Raw genomic sequence first — 22,992 nt, forward strand, 5'->3', positions numbered from 1 at the left:
CGGTCTCAATAAGCAAAAGCCAAACAATCCGGGCCGCAGGGTCCGGACTGTTTGGCTTGCTGCGGCCTATATTCCTTATCCGGAGCCGTCAGCGTTCCTTGCCGTCCGCGAATACCGATGTGCCCCGCTGGCCTCGCGCCCATTCCGCTACACGGGCCGGGTCGCCCTCCCACAGACGTTCGCGCCCCCATGAATTGGTTTCCGGTTTGCCTTCGCATTCCACCCGGATGACGGGAAACAAGCGCGTCGGCGCTTCCGCAGGCAGTCCCTTGATGATCAGCTCATCTCCGTTTTGTTCAAAATCCAGAGACTGCCCTGTCGTCAGCAGAGCTGCTGATTTCACCTTGCTGGTCAAATCGGCCATTCTCATGACGGGACGCCCATCCCAGAAACGGATAATCAGATAAAGGAAGTTTTCCCTGGTGGTCTGCCTGCCTCTTGTAATGAATTCGGTAAGGGAACCGCCGTCGGAGCCATAAATCGCCTCGCCGTGAACCTCCAGCCACCTGCCGATTTCCAGAGCGCGCTCCACAAACTCCGGAGGCAGTTGTCCATCCGCCGTAGGGCCGACATTCAACAGCAGGTTTCCGCCATGCGCACCGCCCTTCTCTGCGCATTCGCAAAGCATATCAAGCAAATAATCCGCCGGACGCCACCTTTCTCCGATGACATGGCTCCAAAGTCGCCAGGTCGTGACTTGGCAGGATTCCCAAAGCCGCTTCCGATCGGCTACAATCAGATGCTCGGGGGTTCCGAAATCACCCAGCGTGTCGGAATTGCCCGCACCGATGCCGCCATCGGCCCGATAGCCGTCATGGGTGCTGGAGTAGCCCAGCCGGTTGTTAATCAGAATGCCCGGCTGCAGCCTGCGCATCTCCTCCAGCAGTTCAACGCTCTGCAGATCATCGGCATTTCTCGGCCATACCCCGTCGAAGAAGAAATGGTCAATCTGCCCGTAATTGGTCAGCAGCTCCTTCACCTGATTGTGAAGATAAGTGCGGACCTTCTCCCAGCCCTCCGGGTCCCTGGCAGGGCCGTCGAAATAAGCAGGAAGACGCCAGTCAATCCAGGAATAGTAAAGACCTATCTTCAGTCCGGCTTTACGAAATGCCTCCACATATTCGCGGACAAAATCCCTTTGCGGAGCTTGCCTCGCGCTGGAATAATCGGTATATGCGCTGTCCCACATGCAATAACCGTCATGATGTCTTGTCGTAAAGCAGGCATATTTGAACCCTGCCTTTCCGGCCGTTTCCGCCCACAGCCCGGGATTAAAATGCCGGGGATTCCAGGCGATGGCCTGCTCTGCGTATTCTTGCTGGTCCAGGTGCTCACGAAACAAAATCTGCTCGCCGCGTCCATACTGCGCATAAGGGCCCCAATGGATAAACAGGCCGTAACGGCTGTCGGTGAACCATTTCCAGTCATCCCGAACGGTGAAGGGTGGCGTTGTCATTTTCAGCTTCCTTCCGCATTATGTTTTTTAGTTCTTGTGATTTTACGAGACCCATTGTAGCACCGCCGCCCCGGGGCAAATATTATACTTTTTAATAGTGCCTATTATTGAAGCTGCCCGATGCCCATCATAAGCAGCTGTGAAGCGCACCAGGTGGAAACGGCTTCGCCGTCCTTATAAGAACGGTATCTGTTTCAGCGAAAAAGATAAGGCTAATGTATAGCGTGAAACATATAAATTCTTATCTTTGCAAAAAAACACCTCCCGCATTTGCGGAAGGTGCCGTTATGCGGGAGGTGCCTCTATTTCTTCCATGCGCCCGCATACTTTTAACGGTATTTCGGGTCGGCTTCCGTTTCGATCCAGGCGAGCGCCGCCTGCTTAACAGCTTCATTTCCGTCCCGGTCATACAGTTTGCACAGACTTTCAATGATATCAAACCGGATCAAGCTGCCGTTCTTTTCCGTTTCAGCCTGTTCAAACCGCAGCGCCAGCCCGCTTAACAGCATTTGCTTCTGCCGTTCTCCGGCCAGCCCGATTTTCCACAGCGATTGCAGGCTGTGTCTGGCGGTAACAAAACGCTTGTCTTTCGTGACCCCCATAATCGCGGCAAAATCATTCAGCATCCGGCCCTCGGGACCGTTTACGGCCAAATTGCACAATAACTGGGCGGCGGCGGACCTTCTGTGATTATCCGCAAAAGGCCCTTTTCTGAAACTAATTCATTTACAGATTCCTGGATAACCGCTTTGAATTTCTCGTTAAGATTCATATTGAAAATATCTGTACTATACAAGATAAAATTCAAATTAACCATCACCGATTTTAGGTTTACTTTTCAAAGTATATTTAGGTTTGGCAAAAAATAAATGCCGTCTTCTATTCGCGTATATACCTGCACTGGACACAGGTTATAGTCTAATCAACGTTTTATAAGAAGCAGCATTACTCTGTTTATGAGCGTGAAAGCAAAGTCATCTAGACAAGTGGAACGGCTACGCCGTCCTTGACCGGGCAGCGCAGCTGTTTGCATTTCAGGTGTAAGGCTGGCTGCGGTTCCCTGGCTCTCCGGTTCCCCTGGCCGGCTGAAGCTCTTCCTCCCCGATCCTCCAGGCCTTCCTGCTCAGACCCGGCGGCTAAACCCAAGTGAAAAAAGTAAACTTAATCCCCACATTCCCTTTTTCGCTTGCGTCAGCGGGAAAATGGATTCCTAATCGATCCGTTTCTCTCTTTGCAGAGGAATGCGCCTACATTAAGATGGAACTTGAACCATTCATACAAAGGGCAGCCATCTTAGTGGTAAAAAGTACAACTAAGGTCGCGCATTCGGATACTGGATTATCCCTAATGGGAAAAAGTACAACTAATCCGGCTGAAATCAGCCGTATGGGGGAGCGGGCCTCCATTTAAGTGTACAAAATCCCACTAAAGCCCGTTGAATCCAAAATTCCAGCCCATTAGTGTTACTTTTTACACTTCGCTTTCGTTCCCTATGAACCTCCTTGCGTTCCGTCAGCGTTTTCAGGTTCGCCGGTTCAATTCATATAAGCCGGTTCATTTCATATACATTAAGTTTCTTTATTGTGTTTTTTAAAGATTACAGAACCGCCTCCGCTTAACCAGCGGAGCGGACGGACCCGCGGAACAGCGGCAGCCCGGGTCTCCGGATTTTCACCGCTAAGAGACTGCGACGAAATAAAGTACCGCTGCATTGTTGACAAAACTCCCAAAACCGTGGAGCTTTTGTCAACAAAAGCGGATACTCATTTCCTCGCAGCTCCTAAGGGGAATGAAATAAATCTGGAGAGCACAGCGACCCAAGACAATGCTCCGTTCGCGGAGCGTCCACTCCAGAAGCCTACGTATATCCGTTTCAGCGAGAAAGATAAGGCTGATTTATAGCGTGAAACATATAATCCTGAATTTCGAAAGTAAGTATCCACAAATCATCTAAAAAGCTCTACACGAAGGGATGTCTTGCTAAAAGCAGCTTGCACCCAATGGGTGAAGGAAAAAGAGGGTTTATCCCTTGTCCGATCTGGATGGGTTCAATTCTCTTTCGAAATTCAGGGTAAATTCTTATCTTTCAAAAAAAAAACTCTTCCGAAGAAGAGTTTGGTCTTATAAGATATAGTGCGGTCAAGAGGACTCGAACCTCCACGATATTGCTATCACTGGCACCTGAAGCCAGCGCGTCTGCCAATTCCGCCATGACCGCATATTTCAATGACTCGCTTTCGCGGCCACGAAATTGATCATACCATGTAGAGATTATCGAGTCAATAATCTCCCGCAATATTTTTTATACATAAATTTTTGTATAAATATTGCTTTTATTTGCGGATACAGGGTATAATAAGAACAAAGGTTCGCATACTATAAATGAGGTGATTTATATGGCGACTACCAAGAGAAATCCACTAAACACACCAATAATCCCAGAAGATATAACCAAAGACGAAGAGTCCCTTGTCAGAAGCTATTTGCTGCTTACATTTATTCATAAAGTATTTGAACGCGATTGCCGGGTCATTGGCAAGAGCGGATTATTCAAGACCCCGCAGCTGTATATGGAGCTGGTATCCGGGGCAACGAAGAAAACTTCCCTTATGCTTCAGGAGGTCACCCGTGAGCTCACCTCGCATAATCTGAAGATCACCACCATCCGCCAGGACCAGCGTGGTGTAGAGGCCCAATATTCCTGCCGGGGATATGTCGGCGAGATGAATATCCCCTGGCCCGGCTTCCGCAGTGAAATGCTGCTGCGGATGCGTGCCTACCTGGGTCTGACTCCCGAGCTTAATGTGCTCCCCCGGGAAGAAGCTACCGTAGAGCAGATGGCTTTATCCATTTAAGGTTGCCCTGCCGGCCTCAACACAGCCCCGTCCATAACCGGACGGGGCTGTTGTTGAGGCTTTTGCTTATTTTATAAATTCTCCGGCTCTTGTCTGGGTGCGGCGAACGGCTGGTAACTGTAACTGCGGTCAAGCTTCACTACCCGCTTATTGGGGCGGCGTATCATCACCTGGGACTCGTCCCAGGCCAGCACAATTCCTTTTACATCATTACTCTCCAAACCGTCGCGCACAACGCGTATCTTCTCACCGGAAAGCCGGTAAGCGTCCAACTGCTCATCACTGATCATCAGGCACAAGTCTCCTTCCAACACAAAGATCGCCTTTTCCACTCGTGAAAAAGACCCAAATGAGTAATCATTAGGGTCTAGCTGCTTGCAGATCAAACCTTATATCTTATGAAGTTCTATATCAGCGCTTCATTCTTCTCAAACCAGAAGTCAAGAACTTTAGCGGACATCACACGTTGTTCCAAGTATTCCACCTGATGATCCGTGAATTTCTGTCTCCAGCTGAAGGACAACTCTTCACACAAACTTGTGATAGTCAGAAGTTCAGACCAAGCGACGTAACGTTTGTACCAAAAAAATTGAGGATGTTCGATCATATAGGGATACAGATCGTCGAATTCCGTATGTTTGCAATCCAGCGCACGCTCGAAGTGATCCTTGGCCTCGGTTAGTTTATCAATAAAAAATTGCTCTGTCACCGGTTCTTTCCCCATTGTGACGCCTCCTCTCTCATGTCTAATTTTTATTATAAAGGAAAACTTATAGAGTGAAAAGCAGTTGTTTCAAAAATAGGCTGAGTTCCTATAATTGTCACTGTTTATTCGTCGAAGACAATTGTTCCTTCGCTAAGAGACATAATCCGGACAAGCGACTCCAGACGAATGCCCTGTTCTCTGATGGTTCTTGCTCCTGCCTGAAAGCTCTTCTCCACCACCACACCGAGTCCGACCAGCTCCGCGCCGGAGCGCTGGATGATTTTGATGAGGCCGCGTGCAGCATCCCCATTGGCGATAATATCGTCAATAAACAGCACCTTATCCTCCGGAGAGATAAATTGGCGGGAGAGCATAATGTCCGTAACAATGCCTTTGGTGAACGAAGGAACCCTTTCACAAAGCGCATCGGGGTCTGCAAGCAATGTTTTTTTGCGGCGGGCAAAAACCAGCGGCACCTTCATTTCGTAAGCGGTGGCAAATGCCACGGCAATACCCGAGGATTCCACGGTAACCACACGTGTAACTCCAGCATCAGCAAATCTCCCGGCAAACTCCCGTCCCATTTCCATCGTCAGCATAGGATCAACCTGGTGGTTGAGCAATGCATCGAGCTTCAGCACCTGATCGGAAAGGACAACCCCTTCCTGCAAAATCCGTTGTTTCAATAATTCCATGACTATGAGCCTCCATTACCCTTTATAATTCCAGACATTCCACTGTAATAACCCCATACAAGCTTTAGGCGGAAGTCATGTCCTTCTGCTCATCATCATAACCTGTACTATATGGACTGCACAAGGCTATCCTTTGGGCACAGCCATTTTTATCTTCGCAGCATTTTAAGAAGGAGGGGAGCCATGAATTCCCGGGTCCGTACACTGCAAATCGCTTTCACTTATATTGGCACCATTGTAGGCGCCGGTTTTGCCACCGGTCAGGAGATCCTGCGTTTCTTTACACGATATGGCCACTGGGCGGTGCTGACCATCCTGCTCTCCACCGCCTTGTTCATCTGGCTAGGCACCAAAATGATGGTCATCGCCCGGCGCATTGGAGCTGACTCTTACGAGGATTTCAACCGCCATCTTTTTGGCGAACGTGCCGGAGGAAGCATCAGCCTGTTCACGATGATCATTCTGATTGGGGTCAACAGCATTATGCTGGCCGGAGCCGGGGCTATTTTTCAGGAGCATCTCGGGCTGCCTTATCAGGCAGGATTGCTGCTGACAATATTCGGGTCCTACTTTCTCCTGAAGCGCGGCATTTCCGGCATCCTGCAAATCAACAGCCTGGTAGTGCCCTTAATGCTTACTCTGTCGCTAATTATCATTTTTAATACCCTGGGAGTGCCGGGTGTAGAACGTTTTCTTTTCCTGCCGACAGACCACGGCGTCTTTGGCGCCTGGATGTCGCCCCTGCTCTATACCGCCTTCAACCTCGGAATGGCCCAAGCCGTACTGGTGCCGCTGGCCCGCCACACTGATGATGAGAAGGCTCTGTTGAACGGCGGCATTCTCGGGGGAATAGGCATCGGCTTCATGCTCATGGCAGCACATTTCGCCATGAGCTCGCAAATGCCGGGCATCCTCCAGTTCGAGATCCCGATGGGCAGCATCGCCGTCCGCCTCGGCCCCGTGGTGCAGAGCATTTATCTGCTGCTGATTTTCATGGAAATTTTCAGCACCTTTGTGGCAGATATCTATGGTGTCGGCGAACAGCTCAAGCAGCGCCTGCCCATCGCTCCCGCCCTTGTGACTCCGCTGCTGATGCTTGTCTGCTATCTGTTCAGCCAGTTTGGATTCAGCTCCCTGCTGTCCATTTTCTATCCCATCTTCGGGGCTGTATCGCTTGTGTGGGTCGTGATGCTGCTCCGCGCCCCGATGTCACCGCCTCCGCGCAAAGGTGATCCTCCGGGAAAGGATGATAAAGGAATCACTATCGTTGCCGTGAAGCCCGCGATCCGGATAACACGGAAATAGCCTCTGCCGCTGGTGGAAGCCGGTATGCACAACGGGCCGAGAAGCAGCAGGCAGGCTATGATCAGGCCGAACAATGCACGCTCGCCTGTTATTGTTACGGGTAATGCCGGTTACGGTCAATAACGGCAATTTCCCGCCTTTGATTCGGCCGATTCCGGCAGGCGGCGGCATTTCAAAAGGCATTTCTGCCTTTGAACTGGCCTAACGCCGCCCCGGTCGGGATTTTTTCTTATTTCTAGCTTCTAATTCTGCAGTTAGGCGCTTATTCCCCGCTGCTGTGCCCTAGACAGAAATGACTGATGCCGCCGGAATGATGCGGGCGGCGGCTTCGGCAACATGCCTATGGCAAGTCATCATGATAATCTGCCGGGTGGCAGACAGCTCCTTAAGCAGGGCAAGTGCCGCATGCAGCCGGCGTTCATCGAAATTCACGAACAGGTCGTCGAACAGCAGCGGAAGATTTGCCTGCAATGCCATCGTCTCGGCAAGCGCCAGCCGGATTGCCAGGTACAGCTGCTCCGCCGTTCCCCGGCTGAGCAGGCCGCTGTCCAGCAGTCCAAGGTTTTTATGCTCTGCTTTCAGTTCCTTGTTGCCCAGCGTCATCACTACCCGCCGGTATTCCCCCTCCGTCAGTTTCGCAAAATAATCGGAAGCCAGCAGCAGCACCTGCGGCTGCTTCTCTTGCTCATAGATACGGCGAGTTCTGCCCATAAGCTCGGCAGCAAGCGCGGTAACCGCATATTGGCCTGCAATGCTTCGCAGTGCCGCCCTGTGCTCCTCCAGCTGCTGGAGAGCCGAATCCTCCATACCGCGTTCCCTCAGGTATTCCCGCTCCTGCAGCAATTTGCCGCGGTGCTGCAGCATTGCATTGCGCTCTTCCTCAATACTTACCGCCGCCTCTTCAGCGGCACTCCGCTCCTGCTCCAGAGCATAAGCATCATGATGCTCCAGCAGCGTCAGCAGCTTGGCGGTTGATTGGTTCTCCCAGCCGCCGAACATGGCGAGCTCCCATTGACGGATCAATTTCGTAAGCCCGGCGCGCCGCTGCACAGCCGATGAGCGCCGCAGAAAATCCTCGCCGTCAGCGGCCCCGCCTTCCTGCAGAAGCTCACCCGAACGCCGTAACAGCTCCTCCAGCTCCCTTCCCCCCGCCGCCAGCTCTTCCTGCAGCTCCAGCAGCCGGGACTTCATCCCTTCCCGGCGCAGCAGCTGAGCCTGCAAGAGATCCCATTCCCGTTTTCTCAGCTCAAGCCAGCTTAGAAGGGATAAGCCTCCAGCCTCCAACTGTTGCTGAAGCGGAGGGAGCGACCCGACAGAGCTGCCGGGTGCAGCTTCAGAATACTCTGCCAGCCCGCTTGAAGCCTCAAGAAACATATCTTTCCGGTTTGAAGCAGCAGCGGTGTCCGGGGATGGAACAGGCTCAACAAAGCTTTCAGTTGAACCGGTTGGATCCGTTGGCTCGGTCAGACCAGCAGAAGCTAAACGGGATATTTCCAAAGGGCTTGCGCCGGCCAATTCTTCCGAGTCCGGCTCAGAACGATTTGTATGATTGGAGGGTTCGATTATGGCCAGAGTATCCATGCCCGGTTCAATTGCAGCAGCCAGGCTCGATATGGCAGGCTCGTCCCTTTCTGCGGCAGCTTCTTTCATTAGCGTGAGCAATTCCTGCTCAAAGGCAGTGCACTCTGCCTCCAACGTTCCGAGCCGCGCTGCCAGCCTGCGCTCCTGGCGCAGCAGCTCATTGCCCTGCTCCACCATCGCGAAGATGTCCGGCAATCCCTCCGGAGACAGGCCTGCCGGCAGCTTGCGTTCATGCAGCCATTCCTCGTACCGTCCGGCCACCTCTGTGAAATCCGCCCCGGCGCGCTCCAATTCCGCGGCAAGTACCCGCTCTTGTCCTGAAAGCGAGGCTGCCTGAGCCCGGCAGGCCTCACGCTCGGCGGCCAGCCGTTCGACGCGCTGCCGCCAGGCGTTCCAGGCTTCCATGACCCTGCGGAGCTCCTTCATCCCGGCCTCCAGCCCGCCGGCGTCAGGGCTGGAGCCTTCCGCCGGCCGCCGTCCCGGCCGGCTTGGCCCGCTCTCCGGCTCCGCGCCGGAGAGCAGCAGCCCGCGCAGCCGCAGCATCTCCGCTGCGGCCGCGCGGGCCTCCCCGCCGTGCCCCGGCGGGGTAACGTCCGCCCTGCGCTCCGCACGCAGGGCGGCCCACAGGGCCAGGTCCGCTGCGGCCAGCAGGCCGAGCGCGGCCCAGGCGCTGACCGGCGGTGCGCCGGTCAGCCACAGCGCTGGCGGCAGCAGCAGCGTAAGCGCTGCGCCCGCCAGCAGGAGGCGCCGGTAGCGCTGCGCCCGGCGCCCTTCTGCGCCGCTGCGTGTGCCCCCGCGGCCGCGCAGCGGCCCTTCGCCGAGCTGCGCTTCGCGCCAGCGCTCGGCAGCCAGCTGCAGCTCGTCCCAGAGCTGCAGCAGTTCACGCGGGCTGCGCTTGGCAATGCCCGCGAAGTCGGCGGCACCGGCGGCGTGCTCGCGCGCCAGGGCCCGGTCTGCCGCCTGCAGCGCGGCGGCGGCAGCGGCCAGGCGGGAACGCAGCGTCTGCCGCTCCGCTTCCCCGGCCTCCATGCGGCGGTCATACGCGCTGAAGCCTGCCGCAAACCGCCGTGCGGCTTCCCGGTCCGCCGCCGTGCCCGAGAAGCCGGCCAGCTCTGCCGTGCCCCAGCCCGCGCCAATTCCCCGCAGAACGCGTTCCAGATGCCCATGAAGCGCTTCAAGCTCGGCTTCAAGCCGTCCGTGTTCCGCTTTCTTGTCTTCATAGCTGCTGCTCCTGCGGTCCAGGGCTTCAATACGCGTTCCCTGTGCCTGAAGCCGCAGGTCCGGCGGATTCTTTTCCAGTCCGTCTGCCAGCTCCTTATACTGCCTCTTCAACCGGAATACCGTTTCTTCGGCATTCTGCAGCTCTGCCACCAGCGACTGCCAGCGGGCGGCGCCGTCCTCGGGAAAAGAAGCGATAGCCGGAAGCTCCTCCAGCTCCAGCCGGGCTTCGCACCATTTCAGCCACAGCCCGCGGATCTCCTGGGCTTTGCGCAATAGGACCAATCTCTCGGCAGCGGTCTGACGGCGCTCCTCCAGCTGTGCCAGCTGCCGCTCCGCAGCCTCCAAGGCCGCCGAATTCTGGTTGTAGCGCGGCAGATAGGAACGGCTTTCGGCCGCCTCTCTCTCCAGCTTCTCTATCGCCTGCAGAATTTTGGCCGCCTCCTGCACCTTGCCGCGCGGCTTGTACAGCTTATCGGCGTCCTGCTGCAGCCGCCGCTCCGCCCGCATAATTTCACCGCCGCCCCCCATGCCCGCATGGAACAGATAGCTGCTCATTTCCTCGGACTGCAGTCCGCCAAGCTCCTGCAGCTCATCGAGCGAGACGGCAAACAATTGGCGGAACATACTGCGGGAGATGCCTCCCAGCAGACGCCGCTCCATTTCAGCCTGGCTGAGTTCTTCGGTTCTCCCGTCTAAATGGCTGACGGTGATCTGCAGCTTCTCGCTTCGGCCCTGGGCCTCCCCGCCAGCCGTATACCTGCGGATTCTCCACAGTACACCGTCCCTGTCACGCGCAGCCAGCACGCCTCCATGCTGTCCTCCCTGCGAAGGCTCATAGCGCTCTGGAAGGTTGGCTCTGCCGGGAATTCCGAAGAGCATGGCGCGGATGAACTGCAAGGTCGTGCTTTTGCCCGCTTCATTGCGGCCATACAGCAAGCTGACACCATTGTTCAGCTTCAGTTCCCGGTTATGCAAACGGCCGTAACCGCCAATCTGCAGCTCCTCAATGTTCACCCGGCATCCTCTCCCTTTTTCTGATCAGGTTCCTGCCCCGCACTCCGCTCGGCTTATCCTGCTCAATATTCACCAGCATTCCTCCCATTTCTCCCGGACAAGCTTGCGTCCCTCGGCCCGCCCGTCCTACCCTGACCCATGCTCATCCGACTTCTCCGGTCCTCCCGGTTCAGTGTCTCAAAAGTTCCTCCCCCATGTTACCAAAGGGCTAAAATAAGTCAGGTGCTTGGCCCGAAATAACAGCAGTAATGCCGTTTTTGGAACAATGAGGGAAGAATTTACGGGAAGCTGTACTATATGAGTTGAAACTTAAATCTTGAGCCTGTCATTCGGATCACCAACGAGAATTCGGGGGTATAACCGGACTTTGTGCAATAGACATCCATGCCGCCGAGCGGCACCCTGGAGGATGCAAATATAAGCAGTGAAATGAATTTGCAGGAAAGATTTCTCCATATCCGGCAACGATTCGCATTCTGCTGCACTTTGTGCAACATATGTTGAACGTTGGTGTCAAAAACACCGGTTTTGCAAGATTCTATCTTGAAATAACATTGTCCGGAATAAGAGCATTATTATGAAAGCCTCGAATTTCGCGAAGCCAAACGGAGGGCCTTCCCCCGAAAATTCATCGTCTGAAGCGCCGCGATAGAGCCGCATGGATGTCTAATGTCGGTTTCCACCCGAACCGTATGGTTACTACTTGCGTATGACATTTTGATGAACGACCCTGCAGCGACTAAACTTGTTACTGGAAACTAGATAAGTTTGATACGCATCGATTCTGTCAAAAAAGGACAATCTCAGTCCATAGCCGCCTATTTCAATGTATTTAATTAACACAATATAGGCTATCTTGGGGTCCTAAGAAGTAACCTTGAATGAGCTTCGAATGTCCACGTACCTTAATCGGCCCGTTCTTAATTTTTTCAAGTTCAAATGATATAGTCAGGAAATAACGGCAATTATGCCGTTGTTGAAACCCGCCTGGACGATTTGCTCCGAAATAACGGCAATTATGCCGTTGTTGAAGCCCGCCTGGGCGATTTGCTCCGAAATAACGGCAATTATGCCGTTGTTGAAGCCCGCCTGGATGATTTGCTCCGAAATAACGGCAGTAATGCCGTTGTTGGAGCCCGCCTGGGCGATTTGCTCCGAAATAACGGCAATTATGCCGTTGTTGAAGCCCGCCTGGGCGATTTGCCCGGAAATAACGGCAATTATGCCGTTGTTGAAGCCCGCCTGGATGATTTGCTCCGAAATAACGGCAGTAATGCCGTTGTTGAAGCCCGCCTGGATGATTTGCTCCGAAATAACGGCAATTATGCCGTTGTTGAAGCCCGCCTGGACGATTTGCCCGGAAATAACGGCAATTATGCCGTTGTTGAAGCCCGCCTGGATGATTTGCTCCGAAATAACGGCAATTATGCCGTTGTTGAAGCCCGCCTGAGCGGTTTGCCCGGAAATAACTACCGTTGTTGGCAGTTAGCAGCTACAGCGCTCAAAAATTCCTCTCCTATGCTGCCAAGAGGCAAGCTATGGTAGCGTCCCCTGAAAGGGAGTCGTTTCCCCTTGGACTTTGCGGTTAGCACGATAATAGTGAATTAAACAAAGCACTTTTATTTACCTTTTTTTGGGGGACTCTAACCGCGGGCGAAGAACTTACGGGAAGTAGAAATAGTGCCTCCCGGTCCGGTGCCTAATCCCCTTTAAAAGAACTAAACCCGTCTTGTCCGTCTCCAACATCCTCTTTTATACCATAGACTGCGTGCAACCCCTCGAAGGCCCATTTCCCGGGCAATGCATCCAATCCAGTGATTAACTCATTTAATTGGTCGATATGCGACTCCCAGCATTAATCATTGATGGGGACCTAGACTCCCCTGTCTCTTGCGCCGGCCTGATCCTTTACAAGCTTCCTGAATTTTTATCCAGCCGGCCCGCGTCTCCTGACAGTCCTCACATCCCCATACTGCTCTGGCCTTGCCCAGAATTCCCGCCGTCCCGGTTATCAGACCCGATTGGCGGCATTGCTTCTGTATTCTCATCCATGCCCGCAAGCAATGTAATTCCGAGCTCTGCCGCGCTTCTCAGCCAGCTAAGCTTCTCCTCCTGCGGGGCAGAAGCGAGCAACCGCCGCAGCTCCCGGTTCTCCATCAGCGGCCTCAGCGCACTGTCCACCAGCTCCTCCAGTACCGCCTGGGACTGCTCGCCTTTTCCGGCCAGCCGCAGCATTTCGCCCAGGAAGCTGTCCTCCTGTACCAGACGCTCCCGGTCGATGGCCAGGCCTGTTTCCAGCGCGAAGCCCTCCGTCCAGACCAGACCCGCGTATTCATTGCGCTCTGCACGCAAGACCTCCCGCCGCTGCAGCTCGGCGAGCAGATCCTCCGCTGCGCCTTTTTCCGCCAGTACTTTGTGCACAGGACCGCGGCCCGTCAACCGGAAACGCACCACCGACATCTGCCCGGGAAGCTCGTCCCTGATTTCTTCCACTGCCAGCTCCACCGCCCGGGCCCACTGCGCTTCATCCGCCAGGCCTTTAATGGAGATTTCACGGACATGCCAGCGGACAGCATCCAGTTCATGAAAGTGGAGCGCCGCTTGGCCTTCCGCATTCACATCCACGATATAGCAGCCCTTGGGTCCGGTTTCTTTGACACTGCGTCCCTGGATGTTGCCCGGATAGACAATTGGCGGTTGCTCATGCAAAATACTGCGCTTATGTATATGTCCCAGTGCCCAATAATCGTAGCCGCGGCCGATCAGATCTTTGCGGCTGCAGGGGGAATACGTCTCATGCTGGAGATCTCCGTCCACATTGCCATGCAAAAGGGCGATATGGAACAGCCCGCTTCCCGGCTTGCGGCTAAACTGCAGAGACGTGTTCTCGGTCACCTGGGCTGTCGGATAGGAAATTCCGCTGACCACAGCAACCTCCCGGCCATCGCTGCGTCTTCGCGCAATAGCCTGTCCCGGCTCCCCTCCGCCGAATACAGTCACATGTTCCGGAGGCGCAGCCGAGAGGCGCGGCCCGTCCAGCGGATCATGATTGCCATGGATCAGAAACACAGCGATACCGTGTCTTCCCAGCTCCAGAAGCGCCTCCTGAAAGCGCAGCTGCCCCTGCAGCGAAGCGTCCGAAATATCATAGACATCCCCGCTGATCACCACAAAATCAACCTGCGCCTCGATTGCTGCGCCAACAAGCCGTTCGAGGGCGGCGAAGGTGGACTCCCGCAGATAGGAGCGTATAGCCTGCGGAAGCTGCGCCAGTCCGGCAAAGCGGCTGTCCAGATGCAGATCCGCGGCATGCAGGAACCGAAAAGGGATCATAACCTCACCCCTTCGTTTCGCGCTGATATTGCAGATAGGTTTTTTTGAGCTCATTCGCCACACGGGTCAGGGAATACAGACTTTTCGCTTTATCCCAGGCGGAACGAGACAGCTCATAGCGGTAGCCCGGATCGGTAATGACTTTTTCCAGCGCATCCGCCAGGGCCACCTCATCATCGGGATCGACCAGCAGGCCGTTGACCCCGTCTTCGATCTGTTCCGGAATCCCGCCCACATTGGTGCCTACCAGTGCCAGGCAGCTGAGCGCCGCCTCCGCAAACACCGATCCGAAGGCTTCCGCGCGTGAGGGCAGCACAAAAATATCAAAGAAGGGCATGAATTCTTCCGGATGCAGCGTATAGCCATAAAAAATAGTCTCATTATAGATGCCGAGATTCTGCGCCAGCAGCTCCAGCTCGGCCCGGCAAGGGCCATCCCCGATAATATGCAGCACGTACTCATGATTGCGCCTTTTCAGCTCGGCGCAGGCTTTGAACAGCGTGTCTATTCCTTTGGCCGGTACCAGACGGGTCACAGTAACCAGCTGCGGGATATCGTTGTCATGCGGCACCGGCTTAAATCTTTTCTCGTCAAAACCGTTCGGAATGACACCGATTCCGTCAGGCTTATCGATATAAGGCGCCAAGTATTCGGCAAAAGACCGCGATACCGTCATCAGCCGGTCGCTGACATGCTCAAGCTCGCGGTAAATCGAGACAAGAAACTGGTGCTCCGGTCCGCCCTCGGCAATCGCCCCGTTCAGAATCAGCTCGCGTTCGTAGCTGGAGTGCAGCGTCTGAATGAGCGGGATGCCGGGATAGATTTTTTTCATCGCCAGCCCTGCAATCGGATGATGGGCATGGATCAGATCATAATTTTTGCTCATGCGCAGCCTGGTCCACCATATATAATCCCTGTAGGTCTGAATGTATTTTTGCACAACAGGACTTTCCCCATAGAGGGTCCAGTCAAAGGTTTCAAAAACTATCTCTTCACGTCCCTTGCCCCGGATGCGCTTGGGCAGCCAGAACAAATCCATATCCCAGCGGCTTGAGCGGAAACGTTCCTGCAGATACGGGATCATGGAAGATACACCACCGGGTTGCTCCGGCGGGAAGAATAGCGCTTGCAGCAGGTTCATACGGCATATCCCCTTTACAATTGCCCTGTTTACGGTGAGACCCGGCAATTATGATATAGTTGTATATATGTACATTTACAGGTACGCTTAGGCCCCATACCTTGATTTTATCGGTATCCGCCTGAAACAGCAACTAAGAAGAACCTGAAGGCCTATTTTAGATGATGACAAGAGGAGAAATGTTGTATGAAGGAAGAACGGCTGCCCGCCGCTTATACTGCCGGTATCCGTGGGATGCTGGGGCAGGAGGCGGACGCTTTTCTGGAAAGCTATACTGCACCGCGGACCCAGGGTCTGCGGTTTAATACTCTAAAAAGCAACTCAGCTTCAGGCCGCGCGGCGGCTGAACAGTCCATGGCAAAGTTCGGCCTCAAGCCGGTGCCCTGGTGCCCCGCGGGATATTATTACGAGGAGCCGGTCCGGCCCGGACGCCATGCTTATCATGCCGCCGGATTATATTATATTCAGGAGCCTTCGGCAATGTCCGCAGCCGAGCTGCTGGCCCCGCTTCCCGGAGAAATTGTGCTTGATCTTGCGGCCGCTCCCGGCGGCAAAAGCACCCATATCGCCGCTTTGATGCAGGGACAAGGCCTGCTGGTCGCAAACGAAATCCACCCCGAACGGGCCAAAATACTGGCAGAAAACGTGGAGCGCCTCGGCATCTCCAACGCACTCGTAACCAGTGCGGCTCCGGAGGATTTATCACGCCGGTTTCCGGAGGCTTTTGACCGGATCATGCTGGATGCGCCCTGCTCCGGCGAAGGAATGTTCCGCAAGGACCCGGCTGCCGTCTACGAATGGTCGCCGGAGCATGTAGAACTGTGCGCGGCAAGACAATGGGACATTCTGCAGGATGCCTGCAGGATGCTGAAGCCGGGCGGCCGCCTCGCCTACTCCACCTGCACGTTCAACCGCAAGGAGAACGAGGAGATGATTTCCCGGCTGCTGGACAGCTGCCCCGATATGGAGCTGATCTGCGAGAAGCGCCTTTGGCCTCACCTGGAAAAAGGCGAGGGCCATTTCGTCGCCCTGCTACGGAAGGCAGCCTGTGAAGAAACGGGGCAAAGCCGCAGAAAACGAAGCAGCGGAAGAGGCAAAGCCGGTCCGAAGCTGTCCTCCGCCGTCCGCGATGCCTATCAGCAATTTATAAGCTGGGCGGGTGAAGAACTGCCGGGGTTTGACGGACAGGGCGTGCCTCTGCTCTTTGGTGAATCCCTGTACCTGCTGCCGGAAGCGTTCAGTTCCGGCTTGCATACAGGCCTTCTGGAAGGGCTGAAGGTGCCGCGGGCGGGACTGCATATTGCCCATGTGAAGAAAAACCGCATAGAACCGGCACACGCGCTGGCAATGGCCCTTCAGCCAGACCAGGCGGTACGCAGCTACGATTTGGCGGCTGGCAGCTTGGAAATAGAGTCCTGGCTGCGCGGCGAGAGTCTTCCCGTTCCGGCCGGGCTGCACGGGTGGACATTGGTAACCGTGGACGGGCTGCCTGTCAGCTGGGGCAAGGCCAGCTCCGGACAGCTGAAGAACCGTCTGCCCAAAGGACTGCGGGTCTTAAAAGCCCGGAACGAAATGCAATAAGGCCATTGACCGGCCAAGGAACATCCTTCGCATATGTTGTTTTATGTCCCTTCAGCCTTTATATGCTTCGCGCGGCAGGCTTCCTTCTTTTCCGCCGGAGCATGGGCACAAAAAAAGCATAAAAGAGAGTCATGGCATAGAGACTCTTTTTTATGCTCCCATCATTTTCCAAACCGCCCATATCAGGACAAGCAGTATTTTACCAATGCATCCCGCACGCCATTGCCGTTATTCGTACCGGTAATCGCGTCGGCAGCCGCTTTGACCTCAACCGGTGAATTGTCCATGGCAACGCCGAGACCGGCGTATGTGAGCATGGAAATATCATTATAATAATTCCCGATCGACAAAACCTCCGTCTGCGGGATCGCGAGCTGTGCAGCAAGGTGCTTCAGCGCATTGCCCTTCGAGGCTTCCGGATGCATGAAATCAACAAAAAACTCCCCGCTGCGCAAGATATTATACTGCTGTGTCCAGGTTCCCCATTCCCGCTGGGCCTCGTCCAGAATATCCGATTGGGTGAATACGGTAAACTTGACAATCGGTTCGCGGAAATCCTCCCAGGCCGGCAGCGAGGCAGGGGTCACCCGGAAATGCTCATACATAAAATTGGCTTCCTGGGTCAGATTTTCTACATTATCTACATACATGTCAAAAGCCGTATTGACGTCATAATGGATATCACGCGCGCGGCAATATTCAATGTAAGGGTCTAGCCCGCGGGCATCCAGCCCGTAAATATGCAGTACTTCACGGTCCTCCACACGCACCGTAGCCGCTCCGTTGTGTCCGAGCACATATCCGGCCAAACCCATTTCCTCCATTATAGGAATGGAGTTCTGCGGACTGCGGCCAGTGCACAGAACGATTAGTCCGCCGAGACGCGTCACCTCTGCAATGGCCTGCTTGTTCTCTGCGCTTAACTGGTGATCGTCATTCAGGAGCGTCCCGTCCACATCCAGTGCAATCAGCTTGTATTTCATACTCCACCATCCTTGAACTGCTATCCAGACTGAACCTGCAATTCCTGCTGTTCACGATTTGGCCGCGGCTGCCAAGTTCAATCCGGATAGCTTTTTATTGTATTGTATCTAATGGCCGTTAACGGAAGCTGTTACTTTAATCAACCGCAGATCAAACTTCCGGCAGCTCCATCCCTTTAGACTTCCGCCTTCCCGCCGCCCAGCAGCATCATTTCCCCGGCGGTCAGCTCCCGGCAGGCCCCGGGCGGCAGACTCTCATCAAGCTGCAGGCCGCCCATGGAGACCCGCTTCAGAAAGACCACCTTCTTGCCCACCGCCAGAAACATGCGCTTTACCTGATGGAATTTCCCCTCAGTGATTGTCAGTGAAATCTGCGAGAGGGTCTTGCTTCCGCGTTCTCTTCCCAGGACGGTAAGCTGTGCGGGCAAGGTCACATAGCCATCCTCAAGCTCCACACCGGCGGCAAAAGCAGCCACGTCGGCGGCATCCACCTCGCCCTCAACTGCAGCCTCATAGGTCTTGGGCACATGCCTGCGCGGCGAGAGCAGCTCATGGGCCAGCTTCCCGTCATTGGTCAGCAGCAATAGTCCCACCGTATCCTTATCCAGCCTTCCCACCGGAAATGGCTCGAACTGCGCGTATTCCGGCTTAAGCAGGTCCAGCACTGTCCGGTCCCGCTTGTCTTCTGTGGCAGACAATACACCCTGCGGCTTATTCATCATCAGATAGATATATTCACGGTATAGCACCGGTTCACCGCCGACCTCTATCCTGTCAAGATAGGGGTCAACATGGAAGCCGCTGTCTTTGATTACGGCGCCGTTTACCGAAATCAGCCCCTGCTTCGCCTGCTTGCGGATATCACTGCGCGAGCCCTTGCCCATATGGGACAGCACTTTATCGATCCGCTGTTTTTTTGCGGGATTCCCTGCTGCACTCATCCGTTAAGTCCACCTCCAGCCTGCGGGATATTCATTCTTCAGCATGCCGTCCTGCCATTTGCCCCAGCCTGCGCTGTAGCCGTCTATACAGACCAGCACATAACCCTTGGCGGGACTGCCGGACTTTACGGATAAACGGTCCTCCGGAATGGACAGCGTCTCCCCTTTCAGATAAGAGACCGCCTCGAAGCCTGAACTGGCCAATGAGAGGCTGCGGGTACTTTCGGCGGGATGCAGCGCGGTAGCGAGCGGGTGTCCGGGAATGAATCTGCCGCTGCGGATATGGCCGGCGTACCAGCCGGGACGAATCGTCTTCAATCCATCCAGCGCAGCCTTCGGCAGCGGCGAGATGTACAAATGATCACCGAACAGCACCGGATAGCCGGACGGCTGCCAGCCCAGCTGATCCTTGGCAAACTGCGCATACGCCGTCAGTGCAGCTTCCTCTCCTGCGCCCCCAATCTGACGGCTCTGAGCACCGCTGCCGGACTTGCCGGAAGCACGTCCCCCTTTGCCGCCGCGTCCGCCTTCCGCTCTGGCGGCAGCTTGGCCCCTGGCTCCCTTGTGCTGCGGGGAAGCAGCCAGCGTCCGTTCCGGAGCAGCCCGGCCGGGTTCCGCTGCGGTCTCTTCCACGGAGCCGCCGCTTCCGTCATGGCGCAGCACGGCCATGAAATGCCCCTCGCCCTTGACCTTATGCGGCCACAGCCGGGCTGCTCCAGGCAGACCTGCGAAGCCAGGCGCAAAAGAACCGGTTCCGCCAACAGGAACGAGCGAAAACGCAGGATGCTTGGCCAGAAACTCGCCAATTGTGCCCTCGTTCTCCTCGATGGCAAAGGTGCAGGTGGAGTACACCATGGTCCCCCCCGGCTTCAGCGCCGCTGCGGCCGAATCCAGAATTTCGCGCTGCATGGCGGCATATTTCAGCGGCGTTTCCGGCTCCCACTGCTTGACCATATCTTCATCCTTGCGGAACATGCCCTCGCCCGAGCATGGCGCATCGATTAGTATCCGGTCAAAAAACCCCGGAAAAGCCGCCGCTATCCGCTCCGGGCTTTCATTCAGCACGATTCCGTTGCGGACGCCGTACAGCTCCAGATTCTTGGCCAGCGCCTTCGTCCGCTCCGGATGAAGATCATTGCTGACCAGCAGCCCCCCGCCCTGCAGCTTGGCGGCAATCTGCGTGGATTTGCCGCCGGGAGCAGCGCACAGATCCAGCACACGATCGCCTGGCTGCACATCAAGCAGTTCTGCCGGGGCCATTGCACTCGGCTCCTGAATGTAATACAGTCCGGCATGGTAATACGGATGCTTGCCCGGCCTCGCCCCTTCCTCCGTGTAGAAGCCGGATGGACACCACGGAACGGGCGCAAGCGTAAAAGGAGAAAGAGCCCGCAGCTCCTCCACCGTAATTTTCAATGTGTTGGCACGGATGCCTCCATAAGGAGTCTCCCTGTATGAATCCGCAAATTGTTCAACTTCCAATCCCAGCATTTCTTCCATGCGCCGCATAAAAGGGCCGGGCAGCTGTACTGCCATGATGCCGTCCTCCAATAATCAAGGAACACCCCTGCGGGTGCTCCTGTGGTAGCCTTGCTATTCGTTATTCTTAGTTGCCGTGGCGGCGAGAAGCCGGCCTTTGCGGACTGCGGCGCTGCGGATTGCTGGGGATGATCTCCCGGGCCGCAGCAGCCACTTCCTCTTCCAGCACCGGGTCGGCCAGTTCGATAGTCAGGTCATAATACTCGAACGGCTGCTCCGCGTAAGCCTCCAGCCTGCGGGCATAATCCCCTGCTTCCCCTGCCAGCTTGGCAAGATTGATGCCGAGAGTCTCCGCAGGATACCCCTGCAGCACCTCATGAGCCCGGTTCAGCATGATGAAGCCGCCGCGCACATTGTTGTTGCGGAAATGGTACAGCCCTACCGCTGCCTGCAGCAGAGCCTTGTAGAGCGGATCGCGGTTCCGGGCCAGCCATAGCTCTTCAAGCACCTCATGGCATTCAAAATAATCTCTGTCGCGGTTGAAGTAGACCAGGTAGGCCAGATACAGCGGTTCATAGGCCATCCGGCAGACTATCCTTCTTGGCATTCGACAGCAGCTCCCGCACATGGTCCAGCAATTCCTTCATGGCTTCCATATCCTGGGCCTGCCAGATTTGATTGAAACGCTCCTGGCTCTCAATCGCTTCATTGACCAGGTGGTAGAAGTACAGCTGATGGATGGACTTCAGCAGTTGGGTCGTTGTATTTGAATTTTCCTCAAAGGTTTTTTGCGCCTCCAGAATTTCCTCGCGGATGCTGGACATTTCACTGTCCAGGATAGAAGCGGCCTCCGCTGCCGTCTTCAGGCGCAGCCGCATTTCATCGGGCAGGCTCTCCCGGTATTTATAATTCAGGGAATGCTCGATGGTTGCCCAGAAATTCATCGCCAGCGTGCGGATTTGAATCTCGGCGAGCACGATTTTTTGCCCCAGGGCCGTCTGCACGGGATATTTAATAATCATATGGAAGCTGCGGTAGCCGCTTTCTTTATAATTGGTGATATAGTCCTTCTCGTAGAGGACTTCCAGATCCTTGCGGGCGCGGATATATTCCGCCACTCTGCGGATATCCTCGACGAATTGGCACATGATGCGAATACCGGCGATATCCTCGATTCCCGTTTCCAGATCCTCCATCTTCACATTTAAGCGCTTGGCCTTCTCAAGTATGCTTGACAGCCGCTTGACGCGTCCGGTTACGAACTCAATCGGCGTATACTCTTCTCTTTTCTTGAGCTCTGCGCGCATGGTTTTGAATTTAACCTTCAATTCCTCCACAGTTTGTTCATATGGAAGCAAAAATGTTCCCCAGTCCCTGACGTCCATCGCCTTCGTCCTCCTGTCCATTCATCCTTCAGTGATGATCAGCGCCCACCGCTTCCAGGATATGAGAGAATCCGTCCCGCCGCAGCAGCTTCCGTAGTCCGGCATGCACCCTGCGGTTAACCTCAGGTCCTTCATAGATGAGAGCTGTATAGATTTCGACCAGACTCGCGCCTGCCCGGATTTTGTCATAAGCGTCCTGGCCGGTAAAAATACCGCCTGAACCAATAATCGGCAGTTTGCCGCCCGTCTGGCGGTAGATTCTGCTGATAATTTCGGTCGAGCGCTCACGCAGCGGCTTGCCGCTGAGGCCCCCTGCTTCCCCCGCCCTGTCACTTCTCAGCCCTTCGCGGCTGAGCGTGGTGTTCGTGGCAATCACACCGTCCATCCCGGCTCCGGCGATCGTATGTACCATATACTCAAGCTCGCCATCGCTGACGTCTGGCGCGATTTTGACCAGCAGGCTTTTGGCGAGGCCGCTCTGCTTATGCTGCAGCTCCATTTCCTCCCTGACCTGCGCAAGAAGGTTCGACAGCTCGCTGCCGTGCTGAAGACTGCGCAAATCCGGCGTATTCGGCGAGCTGATATTGACCACAAAAAAATCACCGTACGGATAAAGCGTACGGATACACTGGCGGTAATCCTCATGCGCCGATTCATTGGGCGTCGTTTTGTTGCGGCCAATGTTGACCGCCACAGGAATCCGGCGTTTCTTCAGCGCCTTGAGCCGCTGTGCCATCGCTTCGGCGCCTTCATTATTGAAGCCCATCCGGTTGATCAGCGCTTCGTCAGGCAGAAGCCGGAATAGCCGCGGGCTGTCGTTGCCCGGCTGCCCCTTCGGCGTCACTGTGCCAACTTCCATAAATCCAAAACCGATGGAAGAGAAGCCGCCCACCGCTTCAGCATTCTTATCAAGGCCTGCCGCGAGCCCCACCGGAGTCGGGAAATGCGTGCCGAACAGGTCCACAGCAAGGTCCTTGGTTTCAGGGACGCCGTACATGAGCCGCATCGCACTGCTCCCGCCGGGCACCAGATCTGCCTTGTTCAGTCCGCCAATGACGAGATGATGCGCTTTTTCCGGGTCCATTTTAAAAAAAACAGGTTTGCCTAAATATCGATACAGCACCGTTCTCGCTCCTTCAAAGGGAACCCTCAATGATGCCGGGTGAATCCCCGATTCTGTAGGTTTCTTCTTAATTTTAGCCGTTTCCGGGGGAAAAGAAAAGTTTTTTACCGGACGGTGCTTCAGAGCGGATTGCAGAGTATAGTAATTTTCCTGTAAACGCATTACAATGTAAGGGTAATCAACGATAAAGAGA

18 protein-coding genes and 1 tRNA gene are annotated in these 22,992 nt (G+C 55.1%); 4 read left to right on the forward strand and 15 right to left on the reverse strand.

Features of this window, described 5'->3' with window-relative positions:
- Positions 1–88: 88 nt before the first annotated feature.
- The 3 genes from HYD27_RS17470 to HYD27_RS17480 form a co-directional block, all read right to left on the reverse strand.
- Positions 89–1,456 carry an alpha-L-fucosidase gene (locus HYD27_RS17470; protein ID WP_219217251.1) on the reverse strand — a complete coding sequence of 456 codons (1,368 nt, stop codon included), beginning with the start codon at positions 1,454–1,456 and terminating at the stop codon, positions 89–91.
- 329 nt (positions 1,457–1,785) lie between these two features.
- Positions 1,786–2,082 (reverse strand): hypothetical protein, encoded by a 297-nt coding sequence (locus tag HYD27_RS17475; RefSeq protein ID WP_219217252.1) that lies wholly within the window; start codon positions 2,080–2,082, stop codon positions 1,786–1,788.
- 1,508 nt (positions 2,083–3,590) lie between these two features.
- A tRNA-Leu gene (locus HYD27_RS17480) sits at positions 3,591–3,674 on the reverse strand.
- A gap of 178 nt (positions 3,675–3,852) precedes the next feature.
- On the opposite strand from HYD27_RS17480, the gene HYD27_RS17485 reads away from it, so the two are divergent.
- Positions 3,853–4,311 (forward strand): YhjD family protein, encoded by a 459-nt coding sequence (locus tag HYD27_RS17485; RefSeq protein WP_219217254.1) that lies wholly within the window; start codon positions 3,853–3,855, stop codon positions 4,309–4,311.
- A gap of 71 nt (positions 4,312–4,382) precedes the next feature.
- Here the strand turns inward: HYD27_RS17485 and HYD27_RS17490 are convergent, their stop codons facing one another.
- The 3 genes from HYD27_RS17490 to HYD27_RS17500 all read right to left on the reverse strand — a co-directional run bounded on the left by HYD27_RS17490 (position 4,383) and on the right by HYD27_RS17500 (position 5,712).
- Positions 4,383–4,601, reverse strand: coding sequence for a hypothetical protein (locus tag HYD27_RS17490; RefSeq protein WP_219217256.1), 219 nt, complete (start codon positions 4,599–4,601; stop codon positions 4,383–4,385).
- A gap of 116 nt (positions 4,602–4,717) precedes the next feature.
- Positions 4,718–5,035 carry a hypothetical protein gene (locus HYD27_RS17495; RefSeq protein WP_219217258.1) on the reverse strand — a complete coding sequence of 106 codons (318 nt, stop codon included), beginning with the start codon at positions 5,033–5,035 and terminating at the stop codon, positions 4,718–4,720.
- 104 nt (positions 5,036–5,139) lie between these two features.
- Positions 5,140–5,712, reverse strand: a complete 573-nt coding sequence (locus HYD27_RS17500; RefSeq protein WP_219217260.1) for a xanthine phosphoribosyltransferase — start codon at positions 5,710–5,712, stop codon at positions 5,140–5,142.
- 183 nt (positions 5,713–5,895) lie between these two features.
- On the opposite strand from HYD27_RS17500, the gene HYD27_RS17505 reads away from it, so the two are divergent.
- Entirely contained in the window at positions 5,896–7,017 is a 1,122-nt protein-coding gene (locus HYD27_RS17505; protein ID WP_219217262.1) for a YkvI family membrane protein, read from the forward strand.
- 282 nt (positions 7,018–7,299) lie between these two features.
- Here the strand turns inward: HYD27_RS17505 and HYD27_RS17510 are convergent, their stop codons facing one another.
- On the reverse strand, positions 7,300–10,833 hold the full coding sequence (locus HYD27_RS17510; RefSeq protein WP_219217264.1) for an AAA family ATPase: 3,534 nt from the start codon (positions 10,831–10,833) through the stop codon (positions 7,300–7,302).
- A gap of 996 nt (positions 10,834–11,829) precedes the next feature.
- Here HYD27_RS17510 and HYD27_RS17515 point away from each other — a divergent pair.
- The gene (locus HYD27_RS17515) at positions 11,830–12,378 is read left to right on the forward strand and encodes a tetratricopeptide repeat protein (protein WP_219217266.1); all 549 of its coding nucleotides are present in this window, start codon (positions 11,830–11,832) and stop codon (positions 12,376–12,378) included.
- A 414-nt stretch (positions 12,379–12,792) separates the two neighbouring features.
- Here HYD27_RS17515 and HYD27_RS17520 read toward each other — a convergent pair whose 3' ends face one another.
- Together HYD27_RS17520 and HYD27_RS17525 are read right to left on the reverse strand one after the other, a co-directional pair.
- On the reverse strand, positions 12,793–14,166 hold the full coding sequence (locus HYD27_RS17520) for a metallophosphoesterase family protein (protein ID WP_219217267.1): 1,374 nt from the start codon (positions 14,164–14,166) through the stop codon (positions 12,793–12,795).
- Between the two features lie 4 nt (positions 14,167–14,170).
- The gene (locus HYD27_RS17525) at positions 14,171–15,307 is read right to left on the reverse strand and encodes a glycosyltransferase family 4 protein (protein ID WP_219217269.1); all 1,137 of its coding nucleotides are present in this window, start codon (positions 15,305–15,307) and stop codon (positions 14,171–14,173) included.
- A 186-nt stretch (positions 15,308–15,493) separates the two neighbouring features.
- Here HYD27_RS17525 and HYD27_RS17530 point away from each other — a divergent pair, with 186 nt between their 5' ends.
- Positions 15,494–16,888 carry an RsmB/NOP family class I SAM-dependent RNA methyltransferase gene (locus HYD27_RS17530; protein WP_219217271.1) on the forward strand — a complete coding sequence of 465 codons (1,395 nt, stop codon included), beginning with the start codon at positions 15,494–15,496 and terminating at the stop codon, positions 16,886–16,888.
- A 182-nt stretch (positions 16,889–17,070) separates the two neighbouring features.
- Here the strand turns inward: HYD27_RS17530 and HYD27_RS17535 are convergent, their stop codons facing one another.
- The 6 genes from HYD27_RS17535 to HYD27_RS17560 all read right to left on the reverse strand — a co-directional run bounded on the left by HYD27_RS17535 (position 17,071) and on the right by HYD27_RS17560 (position 22,799).
- Complete coding sequence (locus HYD27_RS17535; protein WP_219217273.1) at positions 17,071–17,871, reverse strand: Cof-type HAD-IIB family hydrolase; 801 nt, start codon at positions 17,869–17,871, stop codon at positions 17,071–17,073.
- A 176-nt stretch (positions 17,872–18,047) separates the two neighbouring features.
- Positions 18,048–18,812 carry a pseudouridine synthase gene (locus HYD27_RS17540; protein WP_219217275.1) on the reverse strand — a complete coding sequence of 255 codons (765 nt, stop codon included), beginning with the start codon at positions 18,810–18,812 and terminating at the stop codon, positions 18,048–18,050.
- 3 nt (positions 18,813–18,815) lie between these two features.
- Complete coding sequence (locus HYD27_RS17545; protein WP_219217277.1) at positions 18,816–20,348, reverse strand: RsmB/NOP family class I SAM-dependent RNA methyltransferase; 1,533 nt, start codon at positions 20,346–20,348, stop codon at positions 18,816–18,818.
- A gap of 70 nt (positions 20,349–20,418) precedes the next feature.
- Positions 20,419–20,898, reverse strand: a complete 480-nt coding sequence (locus HYD27_RS17550; RefSeq protein WP_309242086.1) for a DUF309 domain-containing protein — start codon at positions 20,896–20,898, stop codon at positions 20,419–20,421.
- Positions 20,864–21,676, reverse strand: a complete 813-nt coding sequence (gene yjbM, locus HYD27_RS17555) for a GTP diphosphokinase (RefSeq protein WP_219217278.1) — start codon at positions 21,674–21,676, stop codon at positions 20,864–20,866. Before yjbM ends, HYD27_RS17550 begins: the two co-directional genes overlap by 35 nt.
- A 28-nt stretch (positions 21,677–21,704) precedes the next feature.
- Positions 21,705–22,799: a quinone-dependent dihydroorotate dehydrogenase gene (locus HYD27_RS17560; RefSeq protein ID WP_219217279.1), complete on the reverse strand. Its 1,095-nt coding sequence runs from the start codon at positions 22,797–22,799 to the stop codon at positions 21,705–21,707.
- Positions 22,800–22,992 lie beyond the last annotated feature (193 nt).

The organism is Paenibacillus sp. S150, from assembly GCF_019352175.1.
GTDB lineage: Bacteria > Bacillota > Bacilli > Paenibacillales > Paenibacillaceae > Paenibacillus_AQ.